Raw genomic sequence first — 24,701 nt, 5'->3', positions numbered from 1 at the left:
TAGCTGTGACCATGGACCTGCACGGCCGGCACTTCCTCAAGGAGGTGGATTTCACCCCCGACGAGTGGCGCCACCTCGTCGACCTGACGGGCGAGTTGAAGTCCGCCCGGAAGTCGGGCGAGGAGGTCCGACGCCTTGAAGGGTTGAACTTCGCCCTCATCTTCGAGAAGACCTCGACGCGCACCCGTGCCGCCTTCGAGGTGGCCGCGCACCAGCAGGGCGCGCACGTCACGTACATGGACCCGTCCGGTTCGCAGATCTCGCACAAGGAGTCGGCCGCCGACACCGTCCGCGTGCTGGCGCGCATGTACGACGGCATCGAGTACCGGGGGGCTCGGCAGGCGGTCGTCGAGGCGATGGGCCGCTATTCGTCGGTGCCCGTCTGGAACGGTCTCACCGACGAGTGGCATCCGACGCAGAGCCTGTGCGACGCCTTCACGATGCAGGAGGCGTCCGGGAAGGACGGCCGCGACATCACCTTCGCGTTCGTCGGCGACGCTCGCTTCAACATGGGCAACTCCCTGCTGACGATGGGCGCGATCATGGGTTCGGACGTCCGGGTCGTGGCCCCGCGAGAGTTCCATCCGGCCGCCGACCTGGTGGCCCGCGCCCGGCGGCTGGCCGAGAAGACCGGCGGCCGGATCACGATCACCGAAGACCTGGAGACCGGCCTGACCGGCTGCGACTTCGTGCACACCGACGTCTGGGTCTCGATGGGGGAGGACAAGGGGGTGTGGGCCGAGCGCTGCCGCATGCTTGCGCCCTACCGCATCACGTCGCGCGTGATGGGCCTGACCGGCAACCCCGGGGCCAAGTTCATGCATTGCCTGCCCGCCTTCCACAATCTGGAGACGACCGTGGGGCGCCAGGTCTTTCAGATGACCGGCATGCGTGAGCTGGAGGTGACCGACGAGGTGTTCGAGTCGGAGGCGTCCATCGTGTTCGACCAGGCGGAGAACCGGATGCACTCGATCAAGGCGGTGATGGTCGCGACGGCCGGTCGCTGATTCCGGCTGCTGTTTCCGGGACGGACGCCGCGGGCACAACCCAGCGGCGCCCCCTGGTGTGCCGCGTTTTGTCGCGGGGTTTGTGCAAATTGTGTCGCGGGATCCCCCTCGACGGGGTATAGATTGACGCCTCGAGTGACGTCATCCACCAAGGGAGGTGGCGATGACGATCAGAATCGCCGTGGCCGGAGCCGGCCTCATCGGCAAGGATCATCTTGCGCGGATCGACGCCGACGACGACTTCACGCTCGCCTCGATCGTCGACCCCGCGCCGGCCGCCCGTGACCTCGCGGATCGCTACGGCGTCCCGCTCTACCCCGACCTCGACGCGCTGTTCGCTGCCGGGCTTCCGGACGCCCTCATCATCGCCACCCCGAACCAGCTGCACGAGGTGCAGGCGACGCAGGCCATCGAGGCCGGGCTCCCGATCCTGCTCGAGAAGCCCGCCACCGACACGATCGAGGCGGGCGAGCGGCTGCAGGCCCGCGCCGACGAGCTCGGGGCGCGCATCCTCGTCGGCCATCACCGGACGCACGGCGCGATCATGCGCGTGGCCCGCGAGGTCGTCACCTCCGGACGCCTCGGCGACCTGGTCGCGATCAGCGGCACCGCGCTGTACTACAAGCCGGACGACTACTTCCCGGCGGCCCCCTGGCGCACCCAGCCCGGCGGCGGCCCGGTGCGGATCAACATCATCCACGAGGTGCACAACTTCCGCCTGCTGTGCGGCGACATCCCGCGCGTGGAGGCGGTCACCTCCAACCGGACGCGGGGCTTCGCCGTCGAAGACACGGCGGCCATCATCTTCACCTTCGCCAGCGGCGTCCTCGGCACGTTCGTCATCTCGGACGCCGCCGGCTCGCCCCGCTCGTGGGAGCAGACCGCGGGCGAGATGCCGGCCTTCGATCCCCACCCCGACCAAGACTGCTACCACCTCGCGGGCACGTTCGGCTCCCTGTCGGTGCCGACGATGCAGCTGTTCAGCTACGCCCAGCCCGACGACCGCTCCTGGTGGAAGCCGTTCTCCGCCGTCGAGCGGCTCGAGGTGCCCCTGGTGAACCCGCTGGTGGAGCAGTTGAAGCACTTCGGCGCCGTGGTGCGGCGTGAGGCCGAGCCGCTCGTCACCCTTCGCGACGGCTTGCAGAACGTCAAGGTCGTCGAGGCGATCCTGGAGTCCGCCGAGCGCGGGCGTCCCGTCGAGATCAGCTAATCCCCACGTGGGGAGCGAAAGGGAATCATGTCCGAGCAGCCTCAGGCCCAAACCGGGCCCGTCGTCATCGATGAGGAGGCGTTGGCCGCGAAGCGCCAACCCAAGAAGTCCGCGGTCGCCGCGCTCGTCGGCAGCGCCCTCGAGTACTACGACTTCTTCATCTACGCGAGCGCGTCGGCGCTCGTGTTCAACGTGTTGTTCTTCGACCAGAGCAACCCGGCCATGGCGACGATCCTGTCGCTGGCGACGTTCGGCGTCGCCTACATCGCGCGACCCCTCGGCGCGATCGTCCTGGGCCGCTGGGGTGACCGGTCGGGGCGCAAGAACGTCATGATCTTCACCCTGTTCATGATGGGCTTCGCCACGATCGCGATCGGCTGCCTGCCCACCTACGGCCAGATCGGCGTGCTGGCGCCCGTGCTGCTCGTCGTCTGCCGTCTCATCCAGGGCTTCTCCGCCGGCGGCGAGCAGTCCAGCGCCAACTCGATGTCGCTCGAGCACGCCCCCGACAACCGGCGCTCGTTCACCACCGGCTGGACGATGTTCGGCACCCAGCTCGGCCAGGTTCTGGCCGCGGGCGTGTTCATCCCGATGAGCGCGATGGGGCACGAGTTCTTCTACTCGATCGGCTGGCGCATCCCGTTCTGGGCGTCGGCGTTCGTGCTGGTGGCGGGCTGGCTGATCCGGCGTCACCTGGAGGAGGCCCCCCAGTTCGAGGCCCAGGTGGCCGCCGAGAAGGGGACGAGCATCGACGAGGCCGGGCAAGCAGCTCACCTCGCAGAAGGAGCCGATGAAGATCCTCTTCCAGCGCTACCCGACGCAACTCGTCCGCGTGCTGATCCTGGCGCTGCACAACTTCGAGACGACGATCTTCTCGGTGTGGGCGCTGGCGTACGGCAAAGCGCGGGGGATCCCCGAGTCGCACATGCTCGGACAAACCGTGGTCGTCCAGTTCTCGGCGCTGTTCGCCATCCCCTTCTGGACGTGGCTCGCCGACAAGATCGGCCGCAAGAAGGTCTACATCGGCGGCTACTTCGTGGTCGCGGTCCTGCTGTTCTTCTACATGAACGCGTTGCAGACGGCGAGCATCGTCGGCGTCTATGCGCTCGGCTTCGTGATGCAGGGCCTCTTCTACTCGGCCGTCAACGGCGTGTGGCCGTCGTTCTACGGCGAGCAGTTCCCGACCAAGGTGCGTCTCTCGGGCACCGCGCTCGCCACGCAGATCGGCTTCGCGGTCACCGGGTTCGCGCCGACGATCGCCGCCGCGCTCATGGTGGGCAGCAGCCACTTCCTGCCCGTGTACCTGCTGACCGTCGGCATCATGGCCGTCGTCATGATCACCGCCGGCACGGCGAAGGAGACGGCGTTCAAGTCCCTGACCCAGCTCGACCGCGAGGCCGACGAGCGCGAGCTCGACCGCTTCGGCAACGTCATGTGACCCCTCCCCACAGAGAGAAGGGACGCCGCCCGCGCAGCGCGGGCGGCGTCCCTTCTTCGTCGGTGGGGCGTCCCTGGGGTTGGTGGCCTACTGGTAGGACACGAAGTAGGGCGTCGGGTGCACCTGGTCGACAGTCTGCTTCGGGGTGAGCATCGGCTTGTCCTCGTCGACGAAGTTCTTCCAGCCGAGGTAGACGTTCGCGGGCAGGCCCTTCTTGAGGACGCCCCACGTGTCCTGCTTCATGGGCTGCGTGCCCTGCCCGTCGGCGTGGACGAGGTACTGGATCTCGTCGCGCGAGGTGTCGAGGCGGTCGCGCCCGACGATCATCCGCGACTGGAACTGGTGCAGCGTCAGCACCTTGGGCGGCAGCTTGTTCTCCTTGACGAAGTCGGCGAGCCACGCCCCGACGGTGTTGATCTCGTCGACGCCGACCTGCCCGATCTGCTGCAGGTGCTTCTGGTTCGGCTTGAGCCGCCACTCGGGGTCGAGCGCGAGGCCGACCCACGGACGCTTGAGCAGGTCGGCGTACAGCTTCGCCTGGGTGAGGAAGTCGGTGCGGCCCGGCTGCAGGTCGAGCACGCAGTAGAGGCCGCTGCGCTCGGCCTCCTCGATCCAGGGCAGGATCTGCTCCTGGGGCGTCTTGAACGAGTAGGTGCCGTCCTTGCCCGGGAACCCGGACGCGACGGTGGTGATGATCTCGAACGCCCCGATGATCGTGTCGTCCTTGAGCAGGGCCTGGTACTCGTCGACGTACTCCTTGACGCGGCCGACGGCCTGCGCGGGCGGCTGCTCGCCCATCATCCCGAGGGCGGCGGTGCCGGGGTGGCCGTAGAGGGCGATCATCCGGCGTCCCGGGAACGGGGTCACGCCCCCGCCGGGCAGTTCGGCGGCCGTCCGGGCGACGTCGAGCTTGACGTCGAACGCGGCGACGCTGCCGAAGGCCGTGCCGACCGCGACGATCGGCTTCGTGTCGGCCTTGACCTTCTCGACCGACGTCTTCGTTTCGCCGGGGTGGCCCGAGTGCAGCACGAGCGGCGTGACGCCCGCTGCGGCCAGGGTGGCGGCCGTCGCGGGCTCGGGCTCGCCGTCGGTGAGGACGAGCTGGGCGTTGGCGTCCGGCTTCCGCGGGAGGCCGGGAAGCTGCGGCAGGTTGTCGGCGGACGCCGGCCCCTCGACGCGCTCGCGGCCGTGGGCGTCCGGGCCGTAGGAGATGACCGTGCGGGTCTGCAGCCGGTCGAGCTCGGCGGCGAGCGCCGGCGAGTCGTAGAACATCGGGACGCCGAGCGCCTTGGCCACGGACGCCGCGAGCTTCGCCTTGTCGTCGCCGCCCGGGGCGGCGCTCGGGCTGGCGGACGCCGCGGGCGTCCGGGTGGCGGTGCGGCTGGGGGAGGGGCTCGCGCTGGCTGCGGGCTGGGCGGCGGCGCCGGGCGCGGGCGCCACGACGACGGCCGTCGCGGCGCTCAGGAGGGCCTTGCTCACGCCGATCGCGCCGTCGGCGTCGGGCACGGTCACGTTGGCGTCGGGGGTCCGGGTGAAGACCCCGTTGGACTTCGGATCGACGCGGGGCGGGGCGTCGTTGCCGGCCCCGGATCCGGTGCAGCCGACGACGGTGAGCGCGGCGCCGGCGGTGGCACCGGCGATGAGGGATCGTCTCGTGAAGGTGGTCACCGGGTCAGCATGACATGTGCGCCCGCTGTGACCCGCCAGGCCGACCGGAGGGGGCCCGAATCGGGGCGGTGTTTCCGGGCGTCAGCGCTCCTGGTCCGCCAGGACCCCGATCTCGGCGAGCCACGACCGGGTGTCCTCGTCGGAGACGAACAGGTGCGCCAGCCAGCCCCGCTCGCGGGCCGCGTGCACGTTCTCCGGGCGGTCGTCGACGAACGCGATCTCGCCCCCGGTGCACTCGGTGACCTCCTCGACGCGCAGGTACACCCCGAGGTCGGGCTTGCTCATGCCCATGGACGCCGACACGAACCAGTAGTCGGCGTCCTCGGCGTAGTCGGACTGCGCGAACGTCATGTCGAGCACGAACGGCGCGTTCGACAGGATGGCGACCTTCGTGCCGCCTAGGCGGACGTCCGCCAGGATCTCCCGCGCCGCCGGACGCATCCGCGCCCACAGCGAGGCGTCGAGGTGCGCCATCTCGGTGATGAGCTCGGGGGAGGGCCGCTTGCCGAGCCGGGTGAGCAGCGGCGTCCAGTAGGAGGCGTCGGAGCCGCCGTTGTCGTAGGCACGGCGTCCCTCCCAATAGGACGCCTCGTAGGCGGCCGAGTCGACGCCCAGGCGGGCGGCGGGGGCGGTGTACAGGTCGTCCGGCGAGGAGAGCACCTCGCCGAAGTCGAACGCGACGCAGCGGATCATGCCTCCAGTCTTGTCGACCCGCCGCCGGCGCGACACCCGGGTCCGCCAGGCGGCAACCGATTCCCTACCTACGCTTCCGTAAGTTACGCTGGCGTACATGAGCGAGACCCCCGGTGCGGACTTCGTCCAGCTCCTCACCCCCGACGGCCGCCGGATCGACAACTGTGACTACCGCTTCGACGGCGACGACGCCGAGGTGCGCGAGTACCTCCGCCAGATGGTCCTGGCCCGCCGCCTGGACGCCGAGGCCACGGCCCTCCAGCGCAAGGGCGAACTGGGGCTCTGGCCCCCGTCGCTCGGCCAGGAGGCGGCCCAGATCGGCTCGGCGGCGGCGACGCGCGCGCCCGACGAGATCGTCCCGAGCTATCGCGAGCACGGCGTCCTGCTGTCGGCGGGCGTCGACCCGCTCGACGTGCTGAAGACGTTCCGGGGCACGTCGATGGTGGATTGGGATTCGCGCGCCACCCGCGTCCACCTCTACAGCTTCGTGATCGGCACGCAGACCCTCCACGCGGTCGGCATGGCCATGGGCATGCAGCGCGACGGGCTGGTCGGCAACCCCGACCCCGCCGACGACGGCGCGGCGATCGTCTACTTCGGCGACGGGGCGACGAGCCAGGGCGACGTATCGGAGGCGTTCGTGTTCGCCGCGTCCTACAAGGCGCCCGTCGTCTTCTTCTGCCAGAACAACCAGTGGGCGATCTCCGAGCCGATCGAGGTGCAGTCCCGCATCCCGCTCTACCGGCGCTCGGCCGGCTTCGGCGTCCCCGGCGTCCGGGTGGACGGCAACGACGTCCTCGCCGTGAAGGCCGTGACGGACGCCGCCCTCGCCCGCGCCCGGCGCGGCGACGGCCCCACGTTCGTGGAGGCGTTCACCTACCGCATGGGCGCGCACACCACGTCGGACGATCCGACGAAGTACCGCGGCCGCGACGAGGAGGAGAAGTGGCGGCGCCGCGACCCGATCGCGCGCGTCCGGGCCTACCTCACCGCGCAGGGCGCCCTGGACCAGTCGTTCGAGGACGCCCTGGCCGCCGAGGCGGACGCCCTCGCCGAGCGCATCCGCACCGAGGTGCTCGAGCTGCCCGAGCCCGCGTTCGAAGACCTGTTCGCCAACGCCTACGCCGACACCCCCGCGGCCGTGGAGGCCCAGCGGGAGGCCTACCTCGCCTACGAGGCGTCCTTCGAGGAGACCGACGCATGACCACCCTGACCATGGCCAAGGCCCTCAACGCCGGCCTGCGCCGCGCGCTCGAGGCCGACCCGAAGGTGCTTCTCGCGGGGGAGGACATCGGCAAGCTCGGCGGCGTCTTCCGCATCACCGAGGGGCTGCAGGCCGACTTCGGCCGCGACCGCGTCGTCGACAGCCCGCTCGCCGAGGCCGGCATCATCGGCACCGCCGTCGGGCTGGCGCTGCGCGGCTACCGCCCGGTGGTCGAGATCCAGTTCGACGGGTTCGTCTGGCCGGGCTTCGACCAGATCACCTCCCAACTCTCGCGGCTGCGCTTCCGCTCGATGGGACGCCTCACGCTGCCGGTCGTCGTCCGCATCCCTTATGGGGGTGGCATCGGGGCGATCGAGCACCACTCGGAGTCGCCCGAGTCGTACTTCGCCCACACACCCGGGCTGAAGGTCGTCACCTGCTCCAACCCGCTGGACGCCTACTGGATGATCCAGCAGGCCATCTCGTCCGACGACCCGGTCATCTTCCTCGAGCCGAAGCGTCGCTACCACGAGAAGGGCGAGGTCGACACCGGCGCCGAACCCCTGCCGCTGCACCAGGCGCGCATCGTGAAGTCGGGCTCGGACGCCACCCTCCTCGCCTACGGGCCGATGGTCCGCACGTGCGTCGAGGCCGCCCTCGTGGCGGCCGAGGAGGGCCGCGACCTGGAGGTCATCGACCTCCGCTCGCTCTCCCCGCTGGACGACGCGGCGATCGTCGAGTCCGTCCGGCGCACCGGCCGCGCGATCGTGGTGCACGAGGCGTCCCGGTCGGGCGGGCTGGGCGCCGAGGTCGCCGCCCGCATCCAGGAGACCTGCTTCTACGACCTGGAGGCGCCCGTCCTGCGCGTCACCGGCTACGACATTCCCTACCCACCGGCGCACGTGGAAGGTAAGTTCCTGCCCGATCTCGATCGCGTGCTGGACGCCGTCGACCGCTCGCTGGCCGCCTGAGGAGGCTCGATCCATGAAGACCTGCACCCTGCCCGACCCCGGCGAGGGCCTGCTGGAGGCGGAGATCGTCCACTGGCTCGTCCGGCCCGGCCAAGCCGTCGCCGTGAACGACCCGATCGTCGAGATCGAGACCGCCAAGTCCCTCGTCGAACTGCCGTCGCCCTACGCCGGCACGGTCGCCGAGCTGCTCGTCGCCGAGGGCGACATGGTCGACGTGGGTGCGCCGATCCTCACGATCGACGACGGCGTCTCGGACACCGCATCCGGCCGCGTGGTCGACGCCGGCGAGGGCCCCCGCGACGAGCCGGAGCCCGAGGCGTCCGGTGCTGCGGCGGAGCCTGCCGAGCCCGCCCGCGCCGACGCGCCGAAGCCCGCCCCCAAGGACGCCTCCGGCAGCGTGCTGGTCGGCTACGGCACGAAGGCGTCCTCGATGAGCCGGCGTCCGCGCAAGTCGAGCGCGGTCGAGAAGGGCCCGCAGGGCGACCAGGTGCACGAGTCGTACTCGACCGACAAGCCGGTCTCCCGGACGACCGAGGACGTGACGGAGGCGTCCAAGGTGGACGCGGAGGCGTCCGAGCCGCCGCTGCCGCGTCCGGGGGCGCCCCGGGCGCTCGAAGATCGCGAGGCCGAGGGCGGCCCCAGCGGACGCCCGCGCGCGAAGCCCGTCGTGCGCCGCCTGGCGCGCGACCTGGGCGTCGACCTGGGCTCGGTCGCGGGCACCGGCCCCGACGGAACGATCACGAACACCGACGTCGCCGCGGCGGCCACCGGTGCGTCCGGACGCCGTCCGGGCGGGGTCCAGCGGATCCCGCTGCGGGGCATCCGGCGGCAGATGGTCGCGTCGATGTCGGCGTCCGTCGAGGTGCCGCAGGCGTCCCTGTGGATGGAGGTCGACGTCACCGACGCGGTGTCGCTGATCGACTCCCTCCGCGACCGGCGCGAGTTCGAGGGCCTGCGGGTGTCGCCGATCCTGCTGCTCGCGAAGGCGGTCTGCCTGGCGATCGCCAAGCATCCGCAGGTGAACGGGACGGTCGACATGGAGCGGCAAGAGATCGTCATCCCGGAGGACGTGAACCTCGGCATCGCCGCCGCGACGGCCCGCGGGCTCATCGTGCCCAACGTGAAGGCGGCCAACCGGTTGAGCCTGGTGCAGTTGGCGGAGGAGCTGAACAAGATCGTCCGGGCGGCGCGCGCCGGCAGCATCACGCCGGCCGACTGCATGAACGGCACGTTCACGATCACGAACGTCGGTGTCTTCGGCATCGAGGGCGGCACGCCGATCCTGAACCCGGGCGAGGCGGCGATCCTGTGCCTCGGCACGATCACGCGCCGGCCGTGGGTCGTCGGGCAGGGCAAGGACGAGCGGCTGGAGGTCCGGTCGGTGTGCACCCTGACGCTGACCATCGACCACCGCGTGCTCGACGGCGAGATGGCCTCGCGCTTCCTCGCCGACGTCGCGACGATCATGGGCGATCCGGGGCTGTCGCTGCTGTACTGACGGGGCGAGGGGGCGTTCACGATCTTCCGGCGGGGGCGTCCATAATGAGACGCAGAGTCTCTAACCTCGGGCCGGGCCCTGCCGGCCCGGCCCCACCCCGGAAGGACGCGCATGACGGACGACATCGCCTACGCCGAGCTCACCCAGGTGGCGGAGCTCATCCGGACGCGTCAGGTGACCTCCGCCGAGGTCACCGACGTGCTGTTGGCGCGCATCGACGCCCTCGATCCGGCGCTGCACAGCTTCGTCCACGTCACCCCGGACGCCGCCCCCGCGGCGGCCGCGCTCGCGGACGCCGAGTTGGCGTCCGGACGCCGCCGCGGCCCGCTGCACGGCGTCCCGGTCGCGGTGAAGGACCTCCTGCACACCGCGGACGCCCCGACCGCCGCCGGGACGACCGTGCTCGACGGCCCGCCGGACTTCGACGCCACCGCCGTCGCGCGCCTGCGCGCGGCCGGGGCGGTGGTTCTCGGCAAGCTGCGCATGACCGAGGGCGCGTTCCTCGAGTACCACCCGGGGGCGCCCGTGCCCGTCAACCCGTGGGACGCCGGCACCTGGGCCGGCGTCTCCTCCAGCGGCTGCGGCGTCGCGACGGCGGCCGGGCTCTGCTACGGCTCGCTGGGCTCGGACACGGGCGGCTCCATCCGGATGCCGTCGGCCATGAACGGCCTCACCGGACTCAAGCCGACGTGGGGCCGCGTGAGCCGCTACGGCGTCGTCGAACTGGCCGGCAGCCTCGACCACATCGGGCCGATGGCGCGCAGCGCGGCCGACTGCGCCGCCCTCCTCGGCGCGATCGCCGGCGCGGACCTGCAGGACGCCACCGCGTCCCCCGAGCCCGTCCCCGACTACCTGGGAAGCCTCGGACGCCTCGCCGCGCCCCCGCGCGTCGGCGTCGACCGGACGCTGCTCGCCCAGTTCGACGCCCCGACCCGCACGATGCTGGCCGCCGTCGAGGAGACGCTGCTCGGCCTCGGCTGGGGCGTCGTGGACGTCACGACCCCCGACCTCGGTGCCGCCGCGATGGACTTCGCGCCGCTCTGCGCCGTCGAGGCCGCCCGCGCGCACGCGGCGACGTTCCCGTCCCGCGCCGACGAGTACGGGCCCGGCTTCCGCGCGCTGCTGGAGAGCGGCCGCGCGATGTCGGGCGAGTCGGTGGAGTCGCTGCGGGAGCGCCGCGCCGACTTCTCCGGACGCCTGCGCCGCCTGTTCTCGGCCGTCGACCTGCTGCTCCTGCCCGGGATCGGCGTCGCGTCGCCGTCCGTGGCGGCCCTGGACGGCCTCATGAGCGACTTCGGCCTGCTGGCCGGCCTGATGGTGCCCACGGCGCCGTTCGACCTGTCGGGCTCGCCGACGATCACGTTCCCGGCCGGGTTCACCGACCGCGGGACGCCGCTGGGCGCCCAGCTCGTCGGCGCGCACTTCTCCGAGGGCCTGCTGCTGCAGGCCGCGCACGCGTTCCAGTCCGTCACCGGCTTTCACCGCGTCCACCCCGAGGTCGGGGTGGACGCGGGGGTGGCGCGCTAGGGACGTCCGCGCTCTACCCGACCGGGGCGCCCGTCCCGGCGAGGGCGGCGAGGGCGTCCGCGCCGACGGGCGACTCCTCCCGCAGCGGGACGAGCGCGACGCGGCCGGCCGCGCCCACGACGTCGGAGATCGGGCGGTCCTCCAGCGCGGCCCGGCGCCGCAGCAGGGGGCTGGTGGCAGGCGTCCCGGTGAGCGCCTGGTCGATGACCCAGGCCCACGGGTGGATCCCGGCGCGTTCGAGGTCGTCGGCGAGGGCGCGCGCCTCGAGCACGGGGGTCGGCTCGGGCAGCGTGACGATGATCGCCTTCGTGTAGTCGGGGTCGGCCAGCCGCATCATCGGCGTCGTGAAGGACGCCCCCGCCGCCAGGTTCCGGACGATCTCGCGGTGGTAGGAGCCCGTCGCGTCCAGCAGCAGGAGGGTGTGCCCGGTGGGCGCGGTGTCCATCACCACGAACCGGCGCTTCGCCTCCGCCACCGCCCGCGAGAACGCCTGGAAGACCGCCACCTCCTCGGTGCAGGGGGAACGCAGGTCCTCGGCGAGGTTCGCCCGCCCGGCCTCGTCGAGCCCCTTGCCCTTCGTCGCCATGACGCGGGCGCGGTAGTCCGCGACGGCCTGCTCGGGGTCGATGCTCGACACGGTCAACCCCTCGCACGCCTCGCCGAGCGCGTCCGACAGGTGGCTCGCCGGATCGGTCGTGGTGAGGTGAACGTCCTTGCCGCGCCGGGCGAGTGCCACCGCGACGGCCGCGGCGACGGTCGTCTTGCCGACGCCGCCCTTGCCGAGGCACATGATGAGGCCGTGGTCGGCCCGGGTGAGTTCGTCGACCAAGTCGCCCAGCCCCGGGACCTGGCTCCCGGTCTCCGCAGACGCCGGTTCCTCGTCGGCTGCTCTCGAGCCCGGGGCCCGGTCGGCGTCCGGCGAGGTCAGCAGCCGCAGCGCCTCGACGCCCACCATGTTCACGGCACGCAGCGGCAGGTCGTCGCGCTCCAGCGCGGCGAGCCCGGCGGGCATGTTCCCCAGCGCGGACGCCTCCCGGCGCCGCACCGCCTCGGCGAACGGGTCGTCGCCGCCGGCCGGGAGGACGCCGTTGACGACGAGGTGCGTCGCCCGGACGCCCGCCTCGGCCAGTTCGGCGAGCGTCCGGTCCGCCTCGCGGAGCGCCGCCGCCTGGGGCCGGGCGACCAGCACGACGCGCGTCCTGGCCGGGTCGGACAGGGCGGCCAGCGCGGCCGCGTAGGTGGCCCGTGTCCGGTCCAGCCCCGACATCGGGCCGAGGCACGAGGCGTCCCCGAGTCCGTCGTCGAGGAACGACGTCCATTCGCCCGGCAGCCGCAGCAGCCGGATCGTGTGCCCGGTCGGCGCCGTGTCGAAGACGACGTGGTCGTAGCCGTCGGCGGCGATGCCCGCCGAGCCGTCGCCGGCGAGCAGCGCCGTGAACTCGTTGAACGAGGCGATCTCCGTCGTGCAGGAGCCCGACAGCTGTTCGGTGACGGCCGCCAGGTCCTTCGGCGACAGCAGGTCGCGCACGGGCGCGAGCGTCCGTGCGCGGTAGTCGGACGCCGCCTGCTCGGGGTCGATCTCCAAGGCGTCCAGCCCCGGGACGGCCGCGACCGGCGTCACCCGGTTGCCGATCTCCTGGCCGAACACCTGGCCGACGTTGGACGCCGGGTCCGTCGAGACCAGCAGCACGCGCCGCCCGCGCTCGGCGAGCGACACGGCCGTGGCGCACGCGACGCTGGTCTTGCCGACGCCGCCCTTGCCGGTGAAGAACGCGAAGCGTGGCAGTTCGGCGAGGAACCTCATCGGGCGTCGTCCGCGCAACAGGGCGTCACATCGGTGAGCGGGATGGTCGTCGAGGTCGTCGAGCAGCAGGCGCCGCTCGCGACGTCGTCGGGCGTGCAGCACGCCTGGGCGCCGGGCTGTTCCGCGGCCGTCCCCGGATTCCCCTCGGACGCCGCCTCCAGGCCCGCGAAGCGGGCCAGCTCGGCGCGGGTGGGGTAGCGGCCGGTGAGCGCGGTCACGCCGTCGACCACGACGAGGGGCAGCCCGTCGGCGCCGGCCGTCTGCAGGAAGGCTCGCGCGTGGGCGTCCTCGGCGAAGGCGGTGGGGTCCTGAGCGAGGTTGGCGCGGACGACGCGCGCGCCCTGCGAGGTGAGCCAGGCCGCGTCGGCCGTGAAGTCGACGAGGCGCTGGTCGAGGTCGGGGCCGCAGACGCCCGTGTTGCAGCACAGGGGGCCTTCGAAGACGGAGATCGTGGTCATCGGGAGTACCTTTCTCGGGGCCGCGGCGCGGAGGTCCGGTGGGTCGGACGAGTGGGTTCGCATCGACGGGCGTCGATAGAACTACCACTGATATCGATACTCGTCAATATCAGCTAGGATGCGGGGGTGACGTCCCTTCCGATCCACGATGCCCGCGCCGAGGCGCCGCTGCTCGATCCGGCGCGCGCCGAGGCGGTGGCGGCGGTCTTCAAGGCGCTGTCCGACCCGGTGCGGCTGCGGCTCTACCACCACATCGCGGCGGCGTGCTGCTCCACCGTCTGCGCATGTCACATGCCGGAGACGTTCGGTGTCAGCCAGCCCACCCTGTCGCACCACCTGAGCAAGCTGCAGGCGGCGGGGCTCGTCGACCGCGAGATGCGCGGCCGGTGGGCACACTTCAGCGCGACGCCCGACGGGCTGGAGTTGGTCGACGGGCTGCTCGGCGAACTGCCGCGTCCGGACTGCTGCGACCCGGCGTCCCGCTGAGCCGGGCCGCCCGGCGGCCCCCGCCGGGGGCGTCCGCGCGGTAGAAAAGACCCATGCTCTACGCGACGACGGCCACCACCCATTTGGGCAACATCGCGCACAACCTGCGCGGCGTCCGGCAGCGGGTGGGGGAGACGAAGGTGCTGGCCGCGGTCAAGGCGAACGCCTACGGGCACGGCGCCGTCGAGGTCGGCCGGCTGCTGGAGCGCGAGGGCCTCGCCGACTGGCTCGGCGTCGCGACGGTGCCCGAGGGGCTGGAGTTGCGGCAGGCGGGCGTCCGGCTGCCGATCCTGAAGCTGTCGCACGCCCTGACGGACGCCGAGATCGAGGCCGCCCTCGGCGCCGACGTCGCGCTCGCGGTCGTGGACGCCGACAGCATCGACCAGGTCGCGGCGGTCAGCCAACGGCTGGGGGTCGACGCCGTCGTCCACCTGAAGCTCGACTCCGGCATGGGCCGCATCGGCGTCCCGGCCGAGGACGCGGCGGCCCTCGCCGTCCGCTGCGACGACCGCGGGCTGGTCCTGCAGGGCGTCTTCTCGCACATGCCTGTCTCGGACGTCCCGGCGGGCGCCGCGTTCACCGCCGCCCAGATCGCGCGCTTCCGCGCCGCGACCGAGGCGATCGAGGACGCCCGCGGCCCCGTCGCCCTGCGGCACCTGTCCGCGTCGGCCGGGGTCCTGATGCACCCGGACGCCTGGTTCGACATGGTGCGTCCGGGGATCATCTGCTACGGCAGCCTGCCCGACCCGTTGTCGGACCCGGCCGTCGACCTGCGCCCGGCGATGTCGTGGCACACGGCCGTCACGTTCGTGAAGCCCGTGCGTGCGGGGGAGACCGTCAGCTACGGCCGCACCTGGACGGCCCCCGCCGACACCTGGATCGCGACGATCCCGGTCGGGTACGCCGACGGGTTCAGCCGCCTGTTCTCCAACCGCGGGCGCGTGCTCATCGGCGGGCGCTCGTACCCGGTCGCGGGCCGCGTCTGCATGGACCAGACCATGATCGACCTCGGCCCCGTGCGCGCGGGCGCCCCGGCGCCCGTCGCGGTGGGCGACCGCGTCACCCTGCTGGGCACCGACGGCGACGAGCGCATCGACGCCCAGGAACTCGCCGACCTCATGGGCACGATCACCTACGAGGTGACCTGCCTCGTCGGACGCCGCGTGGGCCGGATCTACGAGCCCTAGCCGGCCCGCCGACCGCGGTCGCCAGGGCCGGCACGCCTCAGCCACTGGACCCCTCAGCCCCCGGACGCCTCGTCCTTCCGCGGACGCCCCCGCCGCGGCAGGGGCGCGGTGTCGCGGGGGAGGCGTCCGGCGCGTTTGAGCGCGTCGCGCAGGATGATCTCGACGTGCGCGTTCACGCTGCGAAAGTCGTCGGCCGCCCACTGCGCCAGGGCGTCGTGGATCGCGGGGTCCAGGCGCAGCAGGACGGCCTTCCGTTCCGACTTCGACATGCGGTGCGACCTACGTGTACAGGCTGCCCGCGTTCACGACCGGGGTGGCCCGCGACTCCGAACAGAGGATGACCAGCAGGTTCGACACCATCGCGGCGCGGCGTTCGTCGTCGAGGGCGACGATGTCTTCCTCCTCGAGCTTGGTGAGCGCGTTCTGCACCATGCTCACGGCGCCCTCCACGATCTTCTCGCGCGCCGCGATCACCGCGGACGCCTGCTGCCGCTGCAGCATCGCCTGCGCGATCTCGGGGGCGTAGGCCAGCGAGCTGATGCGGGCCTCCAGCACCTCGAGCCCGGCGACGGCGATGCGGGCGGCGACCTCGTCGGCCAACTCCTGGGCGACGACGTCGGTCGACCCGCGCAGCGTCTCCTCGCCGGGGGCCGCGTTGTCGTAGGGGTGCGACGTCGCGACGTGCCGCAGGGCCGCCTCGGCCTGCACGGCCACGAACGCCTGGTAGTTCTCGACGACGAACACGCTCTTCGCCGTGTCGGCGACCTGCCAGACGATGATGCCCGCGATGTTCACCGGGTTGCCGTCGGCGTCGTTCACCTTGAGGTCGTTGGTCTCGAAGTTGTTCACCTTCACCGACACCCGCCGCTTCGTGGTGAACGGCACGGTCATCTGGAAGCCCGACCGGCGCATGGTGCCGATGTAGTTGCCGAAGAACTGGACGACCTTCGTGTCGCCCGGGTTCACGATCGTGAGCGAGCTGGCCCCGAGGACCCCGAGCACCACCAGCAGCATCGCGAGCAGCATCATCCGGCCGTCGCCGGTGCTGAACGCCTGACCCGCGAGAACGATCGCCCCGCCGAACAGCAGCAACAGGATCAGCAGCGTGGGCAGTCCGCCGACCGACCAGGCCTTGCGCTCGGTGATCTCGACGCGGGTGCCCTCGTGCCCCACCGGACGCCCGGCGGGCTGGCCGCCCACCGAATCCTCGGTGGGAGCGACGGGGGGTGTGGTCTCGTAGTGGGGTCCGGGGGCGGGTGTCTGGGTGCTCATGGCCTCCTCCTTGGAGTCGTTCGGCTAGGAAAAAGGCTATCAGAGTGATATCACTTTTCCTAGGGTTTCCGGACGCCTCTTCCCGCGACTCCGCGCGGACGCCTCGCTCCCAGGCCGGACGCCTCCTCGGCCGGCCTCGGCCGCTACTTCGCCAGCCGGCGCCGGGTGACGAACTGGGTCTTGGCGTAGGCGCCGATGGAGTTGGTGTGCCAGGCATCCAGCACTCCGGACACCCCGCCGCCCACCAGCGGGATCCGCCGGACCAGCACGACGGCCGCGCGGCGTCCGCCGATGCGGTTGGCCATCTCGCCGAAGACCTTCTCGGCGACCAGGGCGTCCAGGGAGGCGTCGAACACCGGCGCCGTCGCGATCGCGAGCGGCGTCGTGGGAAGCTCGCTGCGCTGGATCAACTGGCCGACGCCGTGCTCCCCGAGCAGGCAGAGGGTCATCGCGGTCCGCACGCGCGGGTCGTCGATGTCGTACCCGCGCAGGTGCGCGATGGTCGCGACCATCCGGATCTGCGTGACCGCGACACCCGCGAGGTTGGCCGGCAGCCCGACGATGCTGGCGACGATGCCGCCGACGTTCGTCACGAAGCCCTGCGCGGTGGCCAACCGGAGGTGGGTGCTGATGAGCGCCTCGATCGCGGCGTCCACGGACCCGTGCTTGACGAGGGCCTTCGCCGCCGCCGACTTGGCGCTCGGGACCACCTTGCCCCCGTTGACCGCGACCTCCAAGAGTTGCCGCAGCACGTTGCCGCCCATCTCCGGCCCGCGTCGCGCGAGGTTCCTGCCGACATCGTTCGGGTTCGCCATGAGGTCTCCTCCTGCGGCTCCGCGCCGCCCGGCTCCAGGGTAGGCGTCCGGCCGGCCGCGGGCATCAGGGGCGGCCCCTGCCGGACCCCGCTCCCACCAGGGCCTCGGGAATGTCGGGGGGCCGTGGGAGGATGGGCGGCATGCGGTTGTCGGGAGTCTTCGGGCCGGCGTCGGGCTGGCCGAATCAAGATCTCGTCACGCTCTCGAAGGAGTTCGACGCCGGCCTGGTGCTGGAGTCGTACAGCGCGGGCGTGTTCCCGATGGGCCTGGGCGGTACGTGGCCCGTCGACATCATGGGCTGGTGGTCGCCGGTGCACCGCGGCATCCTGCCGCTCGACGACGTCCGGGTGACGCGGTCGCTGCGCAAGTCGGCCCGGCATTTTACGACGACGGTAGACGCGGCGTTCGACCGCGTCCTGGCGGGCTGCGCCGACCCGCGCCGATCGGGCGGCTGGATCGACGAGCGCATGGCCGCCGTCTACGAGGAGTTGTTCGAGGCCGGGTGCGTCCACTCCATCGAGACGTGGGATGCCTCGGGCCGCCTCGTCGGCGGCCTGTACGGCGTCGGCGTCCGGGGGCTGTTCGCGGGGGAGTCGATGTTCCACGACCCCGTCCGGGGCCGCGACGCGTCGAAGGTCGCGCTGCTGCGCCTGGTCGAGATCCTGGCCTCCGACGGGCAGGAGCGGCTGCTCGACGTCCAGTGGGTGACCGATCACCTGGCCACCCTGGGCGCCGTCGAGGTCGACCGGGACGATTACCTGCGGCTGCTGAGCGAGGCGCTCGACGTCCCACCGCCTGTCTGGCCCGTGGGCGACCGGCCGCCGGAGGCGTCCGAAACCGACCAGGAGGGGGCGAGCGATGCCTGAGATGCCCGAGGTGGAAGGCCTCCGCGCGTTCCTGGAGGGGGCGCTCGTCGGGCGCACGGCCACGCGCGCCGAGCTCGCGGCGTTCAGCGCGCTCAAGACGTTCGCGACGCCGCTCACCGCGCTGCTCGGCATGGAGGTGGACGCCGTCGCCCGGCACGGCAAGTTCCTCGACCTCGACATCGGCGGTGAGCACCTGATCGTCCATCTCGCTCGCGCGGGCTGGCTGCGCTGGTACGACGAGCTGCCGTCGCGTCCGGCGAGGCCCGGCAAGGGGCCGCTCGCGCTGCGGGTGGGCTTCGACGGCCCCGGCTTCGACCTCACCGAGGCCGGCACCCAGCGCAAGCTGGCCATCTACGTGGTCGGGTCGCCCGACGAGGTGCCCGGCATTGCGACCCTCGGTCGCGATCCGCTGGCCGACGACTTCACCCCGGACGCCCTCGCCCAGGTCCTCGTGGGGTCGGCGCGGACGCAGATCAAGGGCGTCCTGCGCGACCAGCGCATCCTCGCCGGGATCGGCAACGCGTACTCCGACGAGATCCTGCAGCGCGCCCGGCTGAGCCCCTTCAAGCTGGCCGGCTCGCTGAGCGAGGCGGAGGCGTCCGGGTTGTACGAGGCGATCCGGGCCGAGCTGAGCGAGGCGATCGAGCGGGCGGTCGGCCGGCCGCCGGCCGAACTGAAGGACGGCAAGCGCACCAGCATGCGCGTCCACGGGCGGAAGGGCGAGTCGTGCCCCACCTGCGGAACGACGATCGCGGAGGTGTCGTTCGCCGACTCGTTCCTCAATTACTGTCCGGGGTGTCAGACGGGGGGCAAGATCCTTGCCGATCGGCGCATGTCGAAGCTCCTCAAATAGCCATCCGACTGTGCATCCCCGAGCGGCCGTTCCGACCGGTAGCCTGAGCGCAGCCTGAGCGAAGAGGAGTCCCGTGAACGTGCACGCCGCTGCCGAGCGCGTCCGGCACTGGCTGGAGGGAGATTGGAGCTCCAACCAGCGGATCGGGTTCCGCCTGATTCTGGCGTCCTGTTTCACGACGATCGTCGTCGCGTTCCTCGGGCCCTCCACGGTCACGCTCAACGTCGGCCCGGCGCGCAGCCTGTTGCCGCCGTGGTTCATCCCGGCCGACGTGGGCGCGCGCTACGGGCTGCCGCTCAGCCAATGGATCCTGGTGCCCGTGCTCTGGGTGAGCATCATCGTGGGCGCCGTCGGGCTGTGGGTGAGTTGGCGGGCGGTCGCGGCGGGTTGGCGCCCGTCGATCCGGCGGTTGGTCTACCTGGGGGTGGGCATCAACCTGCTGACGGCCTGCGTCCCGCCGCTGACGAGCGCGGACGTCCTGATGTACGCCGCCTACGGGCGGCTGCAGGTGCTCGGCATCGACCCGTACTCGATCCCGCCCGCGGAGATCTTCCGGCAGACCTACGACCCGGTCTTGATCTGGACCGAGCGGCCCTGGCAGGACACGCCGAGCGTCTACGGCCCGATCGCGTCGTTCTCGCAGTACCTGGCGAACGTGCTGGGCGGCGACTCGATGCACGACGTCGTGTTCTGGCTGCAGATGATGTGCGTGATCCCGTTCATCGTGATCTGCGGCATCATGATCAAGCTCGCCCACGGCAACCCGGCCCGGCAGACGCGCTCGGTGCTGCTGACGATCCTGAACCCGCTGCTGATCTGGGCGGTGATCGCCGGGGCGCACAACGAGGCGATCTCGCTGGTGTTCGCGATCGCCGGCCTGTGGTTCGTGCGGCGCAGCTCGTTCGTGACGGGCCTGTGCATCGGGCTCGCCGGGTGCGTCAAGGTGTCGCTCGTCTTCTACGGTATCGCCCTGGCGTGGGGGTACCGGCGCGACTGGAAGAAGCTGCTCTCCCTCGGCCTCGGCGCGGCCGTGCCGATCGGCATCGGCTACGGCATCCTGTCGCCGCCGGGCGCGCTGCTCGCGGCGTCCCGGAATACGGGGTACGTCTCGGGCGGCTCGTGGGCGCCGATCTTCAAGGGCGCGCTGGAGTTCGTCCTGCCCGACAACCTCGCGAGCTCGATCACGGGCCTCACCGGCTGGGTCTTGATGCTCGTCGTCGGCTGGATGCTGTCGCGCGTGGTGCCGTGGGACGCCGTGCCCGGCGCCCACGTCCCCGCTCGCCAAGACCCGCTGACGATCGCCACCCGGACCGCGCTGGTCATCTCCGCGGCGTGGGTTATCAGCTCGCCGTACAGTCTGCCCTGGTACGACCTGATCGCCTGGGTGCCGCTCGCGCTGCTCACCCGCAACAAGCTCGACATGCTGCTGCTGTGGCGCGGCGCCGCCCTGTCGGTCGCGTACGTCGCCGGCCGGACCGTGGGGTTCACCGAGGCGATGACCGGCGTGACGTTCGTCGTCCGCGACGTGATCTGCTCGTTCATCCAGATCGGCATCATCGTGGCCGTCGTCCGGTGGTGGTGGGCGTCCGGTCGCGAGCTGCCGACGCTCCGCGGGCTGCTCACGACCCTGCGCGAGATGCTGCCGGGGGCCGGCCGGCGGCCGTCCAGGAGGCGGTCGGCGGTGGCGGGTCGGCGCTAGGCTGCCCCGGTGATCGGATACTTCGGCCCCGCAGGAACCTTCACCCACCAGGCGCTGCTGACCTTCAGCGACGCCCCCGCGCAGCCGTTCGGGACCGTCGGTCACGCGCTGGACGCCGTCCGGTCGGGCGACGTCGCGCAGGCGCTCGTGCCGATCGAGAACTCGGTGGAGGGCGGCGTCACGACGACGCTCGACAACCTCAGCAGCGGCCGGGCGCCGCTCGCGATCGTCCGGGAGGTGCTGCTGCCGGTGCAGTTCGTGCTGGCGGTGCGCCCCGGGACGCGGCTGGAGGACGTGCACCGCGTCCTCACCCACCCGCACGCGCACGCGCAGACGCGCGACTGGCTGGCCGCCCACGTGCCGGGGGCGGCGATCACGGAGGGCGGCTCGACGGCCGCCGCCGCGGCCGAGGTGTCCGACCCTGAGAGCCGCTATGACGCGGCCGTCTGCGCCCAGGTCGCGGCCGACCTGTACGGGCTGGAGGCCGCCGCCGACCACATCGCCGACAACGGCGGCGCGGTGACGCGGTTCGTGCTGGTGCAGCAGCCGGGCAAGATCCCGGAGCCCACGGGCGCCGACAAGACCACGCTCGTCGCCTACATGTACGCCGACCACCCGGGGGCCCTGCTCGAGATCCTGGAGCAGTTCGCCGTCCGCGGGGTGAACCTGTGCCGTATCGAGTCGCGCCCGACGAAGAAGAACCTCGGCGACTACTGCTTCTCGATCGACGCCGAAGGCCACGTCGACGAGCCGCGCATGGCCGAGGCCCTCATGGGCCTCCACCGCGTCTGCGCGCGGGTGACGTTCCTGGGCTCGTACCCGCGCGCCGACAGCGTGCGCCCGAAGATCGCGCGCGGCTTCTCCGACGAGGAGTTCATCGACGCCCGCGAGTGGTTCGCCGGCGTCGTGGGCCGCTGAGCGGGGCAGCGCAGGGGAGGGCCCCGCAGGGGAGGGCCCCGCAGGGGTGGGGCGAGCCGGGCGTCAGGGGGCGTCCGGCGGAACCAGCACGGTGAGCGCGCCCGGCTCCACGGACGCCTCCGCGCGCGTGTGCCTGCCGACGGTGTCGCCGTCGATCTGGAACTCGACCGGGTCCTCGGTCTCGATGAGGACGCGGCGTCCCTGCCGCCGCTGGACGCCCTGGGCGTCCGAGAGGCCCCCGACGACCCGGCCGGCCATCGTCACCCAGTCCGCCGGACGCCGCGGCTGCGCGACCACGAGGTCGAGCCGGCCGTCGTCGGCGCGGGCGTCCGGGACCATCGTGATGCCGCCGGTGAGCTGCCCGACGTTCGCGACGAGCACCATGGCGGCCGGGGCGTCCACGACCTCGTCGCCGTCCATCTCGACGCGCACCCCGAACGGCGGCCGGCTGGCCGCCTGCACGGCCGCGACCGCATAGGCGGCCGACCCGACGACGCGCTTCAGGTCGGGGTTCGTCTGGGCCATCACCTCGGCGTCCGCACCGACGCCCGCCATGACGACGGAGTAGTGGTCCTCGTGGCTGTCGTCGAGCCGCAGCCGGACGAGGTCGATGAGCCGCGGCTCGCCCGCGAACGCGACGTCGAGGGCGTCCGCGACGTCGAGCGGGATGCCGAGGTTGCGCGCCAGCAGGTTGCCCGTGCCCACCGGGACGATGCCCAGCGGGATGCCCGACCCGGCGAGCCCGGCGCACACCGCCCGGACGGTGCCGTCCCCGCCGGCCACCAGCACGAGGTCGGCCTTCATCCGGATCGCCCGGCGCGTCATGCCGGCCCCCGGGTCGTCGGGCTCGGTCTCCAGCCAGGTCGCGGCCGGCCAGCCGTGCTCGGCGCAGGCGCCCTCCACCTGCTGCCGCAGCACCGCCCAGTCGGGCACCTTCGTCGGATTCACGATCAGCGCGAGGCGGGCGGGCCCCGCATGGCGGGACGCCCGCGCGCGCCCCGACCACGGCTGCGGCACGTGGACGCCCGTCAGCCCGACGGCTGCGGACGCCGACAGCGCGCCCCACAGGGCGCCGGCGACGATGTCGGTGGGGTAGTGGGCGCGCAGCAGCCAGCGGTCCAGCCCGATCAGCACGATCACCACCACGGACGCCAGCCGTGCGGCCCAGCGGGCCGCCGGCCGCGCGCGAGCGACGGTGACGGTGACCATCACCAGGACGCCGAGCGTCGTGATCGCCGCCATGTGCCCCGACGGGTAGGCCCAGCCCTCCGCGGTGAACAGCGGGAGGGCGTCCGGCGGCCGGGGACGCTGCACCAGCGCCTTGATGAGCCGCTGCCCGCCCCAGCTGAACCCGACCGAGATCACGAGCGCCCACGCGAGGTTGCGCAGGCGCCGGTGGTAGGCCCACACGCCCACCACGACGAGGACGCTGTACGTGACGCCCGGCCACGTGAGCACCGCGACGGCGGCGGCGACCTGGCCGGCGATCGACCACAGGTCGATGCCCGGCCGCAGCGCGGAGGCGTCCCAGGCCGCGAAGGCGGCGGTGCTCAGGGACAGCCACGTCCACAGGCCGAGGGCGACGGCGAGCGCGAGAGTCGCCCAGAAGGCGCGCACCGGCGTCCTGTGCATCGGACCCCTTTCGACGGAGTCTCCATTGTTGCTCACCAACGTCCCGGATGGCTTGTCAGGACGCCCACGGGTTCGTCCGGACGCCCGCGATAGAATCGCGGCCGTGATCGACCCGAAGATTCTGCGCACCGACCCTGACCGCATTCGCCGCTCGCAACAGGCGCGCGGCGAGTCGACCGAACTCGTCGACCAGTTGCTGGCCGCCGACGAGACGCGGCGGGCGCTGATCTCGAGTTCGGAGGCGATGCGGGCCGAGCAGAAGGACCTGTCGCGGCGCGTCCCGAAGGCCGACCCCGAGGAGAAGCAGTCGCTGCTGGCCCGCACCAAGGAGCTGTCGGCCGAGGTGAAGCGCGCGGCCGCCGACGCGGAGGCCGCGAAGGCGTCCTTCGACGATCTGATGCTGCAGCTCGGCAACTTGGTGATCGACGGCGTCCCGGCCGGCGGGGAAGACGACCTGTACGTCATCGAGAGCTGGGGGACGCCGCGCGACTTCGCGGCCGAGGGGTTCGAGCCGAAGGATCACCTGGAGATCGGCGAGGCGCTCGGCGCGATCGACATGGAGCGGGGCGCGAAGGTGTCCGGCTCGCGGTTCTACTTCCTGACCGGGGTGGGCGCGCAGCTGGAGATGGCGTTGCTGCAGTTCGCGATGGCGAAGGCGTCCGAGTGGGGGTTCACGCCGATGATCGTCCCGTCGCTGGTGAAGCCGGAGGCGATGGGCGGCACCGGCTTCCTCGGGCAGGCCGCCGACGACGTCTACCACCTGGAGAAGGACGACCTGTATCTGGTCGGCACGTCCGAGGTGGCGCTGGCCGCCTATCACTCCGACGAGATCCTGGACGCCGCGACCCTGCCGCGGCACTACCTCGGCTGGTCGAGCTGCTTCCGCCGGGAGGCGGGCGCGTACGGCAAGGACACGCGCGGCATCTTCCGCGTGCACTGGTTCGACAAGGCGGAGATGTTCGTCTACTGCGATCCGGCGGACGCCGAGGCCGAGCACCAGAAGCTGCTCGGGTACGAGAAGGAGTTCATCCGGGCGCTGGAGATCCCCTTCCAGGTGCTGGATGTCGCGTCGGGCGACCTGGGGGCGTCCGCGGCCCGCAAGTACGACTGCTACGGCTGGCTGCCGACGCAGAACCGCTACCGCGAGATCACGTCCACGTCGAACTGCACCGAGTTCCAGGCGCGGCGGTTGGGCATCCGGCTGCGGGACGCCCAGGGGCCCCGTCCGCTCGCCACCCTGAACGGCACGCTGTGCGCCATGACCCGCACGATCATCATGATCCTCGAGAACCACCAGCAGCCCGACGGGTCGGTGCGGGTGCCGGAGGCGTTGCGTCCGTACCTCGGCGGCCGTGAGGTGTTGGTGCCGTAGCCCCGCGCCCGTGTTGGAGGTGGGCCTGCCCACGCCCGTGTGCGTTTCTACCTGACGTTCTCCACACTCTGGTGTGGAGAACGTCACACGGTTTCGCGTGCGCGCCTGGAGTTCGCGTGCGCG

Annotated in this window: 23 protein-coding genes; 14 read left to right on the top strand and 9 right to left on the bottom strand. The window is 72.0% G+C overall.

The features are described 5' to 3' along the window. Positions 1–11 precede the first annotated feature (11 nt). Both argF and WMJ97_RS05720 read left to right on the top strand, forming a co-directional pair. On the top strand, positions 12–1,007 hold the full coding sequence (gene argF, locus WMJ97_RS05725) for an ornithine carbamoyltransferase (protein ID WP_347348028.1): 996 nt from the start codon (positions 12–14) through the stop codon (positions 1,005–1,007). A 163-nt stretch (positions 1,008–1,170) separates the two neighbouring features. After that, positions 1,171–2,217 (top strand): Gfo/Idh/MocA family oxidoreductase, encoded by a 1,047-nt coding sequence (locus tag WMJ97_RS05720; RefSeq protein ID WP_347348014.1) that lies wholly within the window; start codon positions 1,171–1,173, stop codon positions 2,215–2,217. A 389-nt stretch (positions 2,218–2,606) separates the two neighbouring features. Here WMJ97_RS05720 and WMJ97_RS05715 read toward each other — a convergent pair whose 3' ends face one another. After that, positions 2,607–2,804: a hypothetical protein gene (locus WMJ97_RS05715; RefSeq protein WP_347348013.1), complete on the bottom strand. Its 198-nt coding sequence runs from the start codon at positions 2,802–2,804 to the stop codon at positions 2,607–2,609. Positions 2,805–3,007: 203 nt separating this feature from the next. On the opposite strand from WMJ97_RS05715, the gene WMJ97_RS05710 reads away from it, so the two are divergent. Next, positions 3,008–3,655, top strand: a complete 648-nt coding sequence (locus WMJ97_RS05710; protein ID WP_347348012.1) for an MFS transporter — start codon at positions 3,008–3,010, stop codon at positions 3,653–3,655. An 87-nt stretch (positions 3,656–3,742) separates the two neighbouring features. On the opposite strand, the gene WMJ97_RS05705 is transcribed toward WMJ97_RS05710, so the two are convergent. Together WMJ97_RS05705 and WMJ97_RS05700 are read right to left on the bottom strand one after the other, a co-directional pair. After that, positions 3,743–5,323, bottom strand: a complete 1,581-nt coding sequence (locus tag WMJ97_RS05705; protein WP_347348011.1) for a hypothetical protein — start codon at positions 5,321–5,323, stop codon at positions 3,743–3,745. Between the two features lie 81 nt (positions 5,324–5,404). Beyond that, on the bottom strand, positions 5,405–6,016 hold the full coding sequence (locus WMJ97_RS05700; RefSeq protein ID WP_347348010.1) for an HAD-IA family hydrolase: 612 nt from the start codon (positions 6,014–6,016) through the stop codon (positions 5,405–5,407). A 97-nt stretch (positions 6,017–6,113) separates the two neighbouring features. Here WMJ97_RS05700 and pdhA point away from each other — a divergent pair, with 97 nt between their 5' ends. From pdhA to WMJ97_RS05680, 4 genes are all read left to right on the top strand, one after another. Further along, entirely contained in the window at positions 6,114–7,220 is a 1,107-nt protein-coding gene (gene pdhA / locus WMJ97_RS05695) for a pyruvate dehydrogenase (acetyl-transferring) E1 component subunit alpha (RefSeq protein WP_347348009.1), read from the top strand. After that, entirely contained in the window at positions 7,217–8,191 is a 975-nt protein-coding gene (locus tag WMJ97_RS05690; RefSeq protein ID WP_347348008.1) for an alpha-ketoacid dehydrogenase subunit beta, read from the top strand. Before pdhA ends, WMJ97_RS05690 begins: the two co-directional genes overlap by 4 nt. A gap of 13 nt (positions 8,192–8,204) precedes the next feature. Continuing rightward, positions 8,205–9,689 (top strand): dihydrolipoamide acetyltransferase family protein, encoded by a 1,485-nt coding sequence (locus WMJ97_RS05685; RefSeq protein ID WP_347348007.1) that lies wholly within the window; start codon positions 8,205–8,207, stop codon positions 9,687–9,689. Between the two features lie 111 nt (positions 9,690–9,800). Beyond that, positions 9,801–11,216: an amidase gene (locus tag WMJ97_RS05680; RefSeq protein WP_347348006.1), complete on the top strand. Its 1,416-nt coding sequence runs from the start codon at positions 9,801–9,803 to the stop codon at positions 11,214–11,216. Between the two features lie 13 nt (positions 11,217–11,229). Here the strand turns inward: WMJ97_RS05680 and arsA are convergent, their stop codons facing one another. Both arsA and arsD read right to left on the bottom strand, forming a co-directional pair. Next, entirely contained in the window at positions 11,230–13,020 is a 1,791-nt protein-coding gene (gene arsA / locus WMJ97_RS05675) for an arsenical pump-driving ATPase (RefSeq protein WP_347348005.1), read from the bottom strand. Next, a complete protein-coding gene (arsD, locus tag WMJ97_RS05670; protein ID WP_347348004.1) occupies positions 13,017–13,478 on the bottom strand; it encodes an arsenite efflux transporter metallochaperone ArsD in 462 nt (153 codons plus the stop codon). Before arsD ends, arsA begins: the two co-directional genes overlap by 4 nt. Before the next feature lie 126 nt (positions 13,479–13,604). Here arsD and WMJ97_RS05665 point away from each other — a divergent pair, with 126 nt between their 5' ends. Both WMJ97_RS05665 and alr read left to right on the top strand, forming a co-directional pair. After that, positions 13,605–13,964, top strand: a complete 360-nt coding sequence (locus tag WMJ97_RS05665) for a metalloregulator ArsR/SmtB family transcription factor (RefSeq protein WP_347348003.1) — start codon at positions 13,605–13,607, stop codon at positions 13,962–13,964. A gap of 53 nt (positions 13,965–14,017) precedes the next feature. Then, positions 14,018–15,151: an alanine racemase gene (gene alr, locus WMJ97_RS05660; protein ID WP_347348002.1), complete on the top strand. Its 1,134-nt coding sequence runs from the start codon at positions 14,018–14,020 to the stop codon at positions 15,149–15,151. 53 nt (positions 15,152–15,204) lie between these two features. Here the strand turns inward: alr and WMJ97_RS05655 are convergent, their stop codons facing one another. The 3 genes from WMJ97_RS05655 to WMJ97_RS05645 form a co-directional block, all read right to left on the bottom strand. Continuing rightward, positions 15,205–15,420, bottom strand: a complete 216-nt coding sequence (locus WMJ97_RS05655) for a hypothetical protein (RefSeq protein WP_347348001.1) — start codon at positions 15,418–15,420, stop codon at positions 15,205–15,207. A 10-nt stretch (positions 15,421–15,430) separates the two neighbouring features. Beyond that, complete coding sequence (locus tag WMJ97_RS05650; RefSeq protein WP_347348000.1) at positions 15,431–16,423, bottom strand: SPFH domain-containing protein; 993 nt, start codon at positions 16,421–16,423, stop codon at positions 15,431–15,433. A gap of 143 nt (positions 16,424–16,566) precedes the next feature. After that, positions 16,567–17,238, bottom strand: coding sequence for an EcsC family protein (locus WMJ97_RS05645; RefSeq protein ID WP_347347999.1), 672 nt, complete (start codon positions 17,236–17,238; stop codon positions 16,567–16,569). A gap of 140 nt (positions 17,239–17,378) precedes the next feature. On the opposite strand from WMJ97_RS05645, the gene aat reads away from it, so the two are divergent. The 4 genes from aat (at position 17,379) to pheA (ending at position 21,574) form a co-directional block, all read left to right on the top strand. After that, a complete protein-coding gene (aat, locus tag WMJ97_RS05640) occupies positions 17,379–18,104 on the top strand; it encodes a leucyl/phenylalanyl-tRNA--protein transferase (RefSeq protein WP_347347998.1) in 726 nt (241 codons plus the stop codon). Further along, positions 18,097–18,957, top strand: coding sequence for a DNA-formamidopyrimidine glycosylase family protein (locus WMJ97_RS05635; protein ID WP_347347997.1), 861 nt, complete (start codon positions 18,097–18,099; stop codon positions 18,955–18,957). The genes aat and WMJ97_RS05635 overlap by 8 nt, the downstream gene beginning before the upstream one ends. Before the next feature lie 73 nt (positions 18,958–19,030). After that, positions 19,031–20,656: a polyprenol phosphomannose-dependent alpha 1,6 mannosyltransferase MptB gene (gene mptB / locus WMJ97_RS05630; protein ID WP_347347996.1), complete on the top strand. Its 1,626-nt coding sequence runs from the start codon at positions 19,031–19,033 to the stop codon at positions 20,654–20,656. Between the two features lie 9 nt (positions 20,657–20,665). Continuing rightward, positions 20,666–21,574 (top strand): prephenate dehydratase, encoded by a 909-nt coding sequence (gene pheA, locus WMJ97_RS05625; RefSeq protein WP_347347995.1) that lies wholly within the window; start codon positions 20,666–20,668, stop codon positions 21,572–21,574. A 63-nt stretch (positions 21,575–21,637) separates the two neighbouring features. Here pheA and WMJ97_RS05620 read toward each other — a convergent pair whose 3' ends face one another. Next, on the bottom strand, positions 21,638–23,206 hold the full coding sequence (locus WMJ97_RS05620; RefSeq protein WP_347347994.1) for a diacylglycerol kinase family protein: 1,569 nt from the start codon (positions 23,204–23,206) through the stop codon (positions 21,638–21,640). Between the two features lie 103 nt (positions 23,207–23,309). Here WMJ97_RS05620 and serS point away from each other — a divergent pair, with 103 nt between their 5' ends. Next, the gene (gene serS, locus WMJ97_RS05615) at positions 23,310–24,578 is read left to right on the top strand and encodes a serine--tRNA ligase (RefSeq protein ID WP_347347993.1); all 1,269 of its coding nucleotides are present in this window, start codon (positions 23,310–23,312) and stop codon (positions 24,576–24,578) included. Positions 24,579–24,701: the final 123 nt, after the last annotated feature.

The sequence above is a fragment of the Nigerium sp. genome (genome assembly GCF_039811905.1).
Taxonomy (GTDB): Bacteria; Actinomycetota; Actinomycetes; order Propionibacteriales; family Propionibacteriaceae; genus Propioniciclava.
This window is presented reverse-complemented; position numbering and strand designations above follow the sequence as displayed.

Excerpts from the sequence above, each read along its gene's own strand:
- argF (WP_347348028.1), top strand. The coding sequence starts at position 12 with ATGGACCTGCACGGCCGGCACTTCCTCAAGGAGGTGGATTTCACCCCC.
- WMJ97_RS05720 (WP_347348014.1), top strand. The coding sequence starts at position 1,171 with ATGACGATCAGAATCGCCGTGGCCGGAGCCGGCCTCATCGGCAAGGAT.
- WMJ97_RS05715 (WP_347348013.1), bottom strand. The coding sequence starts at position 2,804 with ATGAACACGCCCGCGGCCAGAACCTGGCCGAGCTGGGTGCCGAACATC.
- WMJ97_RS05710 (WP_347348012.1), top strand. The coding sequence starts at position 3,008 with ATGAAGATCCTCTTCCAGCGCTACCCGACGCAACTCGTCCGCGTGCTG.
- WMJ97_RS05700 (WP_347348010.1), bottom strand. The coding sequence starts at position 6,016 with ATGATCCGCTGCGTCGCGTTCGACTTCGGCGAGGTGCTCTCCTCGCCG.
- pdhA (WP_347348009.1), top strand. The coding sequence starts at position 6,114 with ATGAGCGAGACCCCCGGTGCGGACTTCGTCCAGCTCCTCACCCCCGAC.
- WMJ97_RS05690 (WP_347348008.1), top strand. The coding sequence starts at position 7,217 with ATGACCACCCTGACCATGGCCAAGGCCCTCAACGCCGGCCTGCGCCGC.
- WMJ97_RS05685 (WP_347348007.1), top strand. The coding sequence starts at position 8,205 with ATGAAGACCTGCACCCTGCCCGACCCCGGCGAGGGCCTGCTGGAGGCG.
- WMJ97_RS05680 (WP_347348006.1), top strand. The coding sequence starts at position 9,801 with ATGACGGACGACATCGCCTACGCCGAGCTCACCCAGGTGGCGGAGCTC.
- arsA (WP_347348005.1), bottom strand. The coding sequence starts at position 13,020 with ATGAGGTTCCTCGCCGAACTGCCACGCTTCGCGTTCTTCACCGGCAAG.
- arsD (WP_347348004.1), bottom strand. The coding sequence starts at position 13,478 with ATGACCACGATCTCCGTCTTCGAAGGCCCCCTGTGCTGCAACACGGGC.
- alr (WP_347348002.1), top strand. The coding sequence starts at position 14,018 with ATGCTCTACGCGACGACGGCCACCACCCATTTGGGCAACATCGCGCAC.
- WMJ97_RS05655 (WP_347348001.1), bottom strand. The coding sequence starts at position 15,420 with ATGTCGAAGTCGGAACGGAAGGCCGTCCTGCTGCGCCTGGACCCCGCG.
- WMJ97_RS05650 (WP_347348000.1), bottom strand. The coding sequence starts at position 16,423 with ATGAGCACCCAGACACCCGCCCCCGGACCCCACTACGAGACCACACCC.
- WMJ97_RS05645 (WP_347347999.1), bottom strand. The coding sequence starts at position 17,238 with ATGGCGAACCCGAACGATGTCGGCAGGAACCTCGCGCGACGCGGGCCG.
- aat (WP_347347998.1), top strand. The coding sequence starts at position 17,379 with ATGCGGTTGTCGGGAGTCTTCGGGCCGGCGTCGGGCTGGCCGAATCAA.
- WMJ97_RS05635 (WP_347347997.1), top strand. The coding sequence starts at position 18,097 with ATGCCTGAGATGCCCGAGGTGGAAGGCCTCCGCGCGTTCCTGGAGGGG.
- WMJ97_RS05620 (WP_347347994.1), bottom strand. The coding sequence starts at position 23,206 with ATGCACAGGACGCCGGTGCGCGCCTTCTGGGCGACTCTCGCGCTCGCC.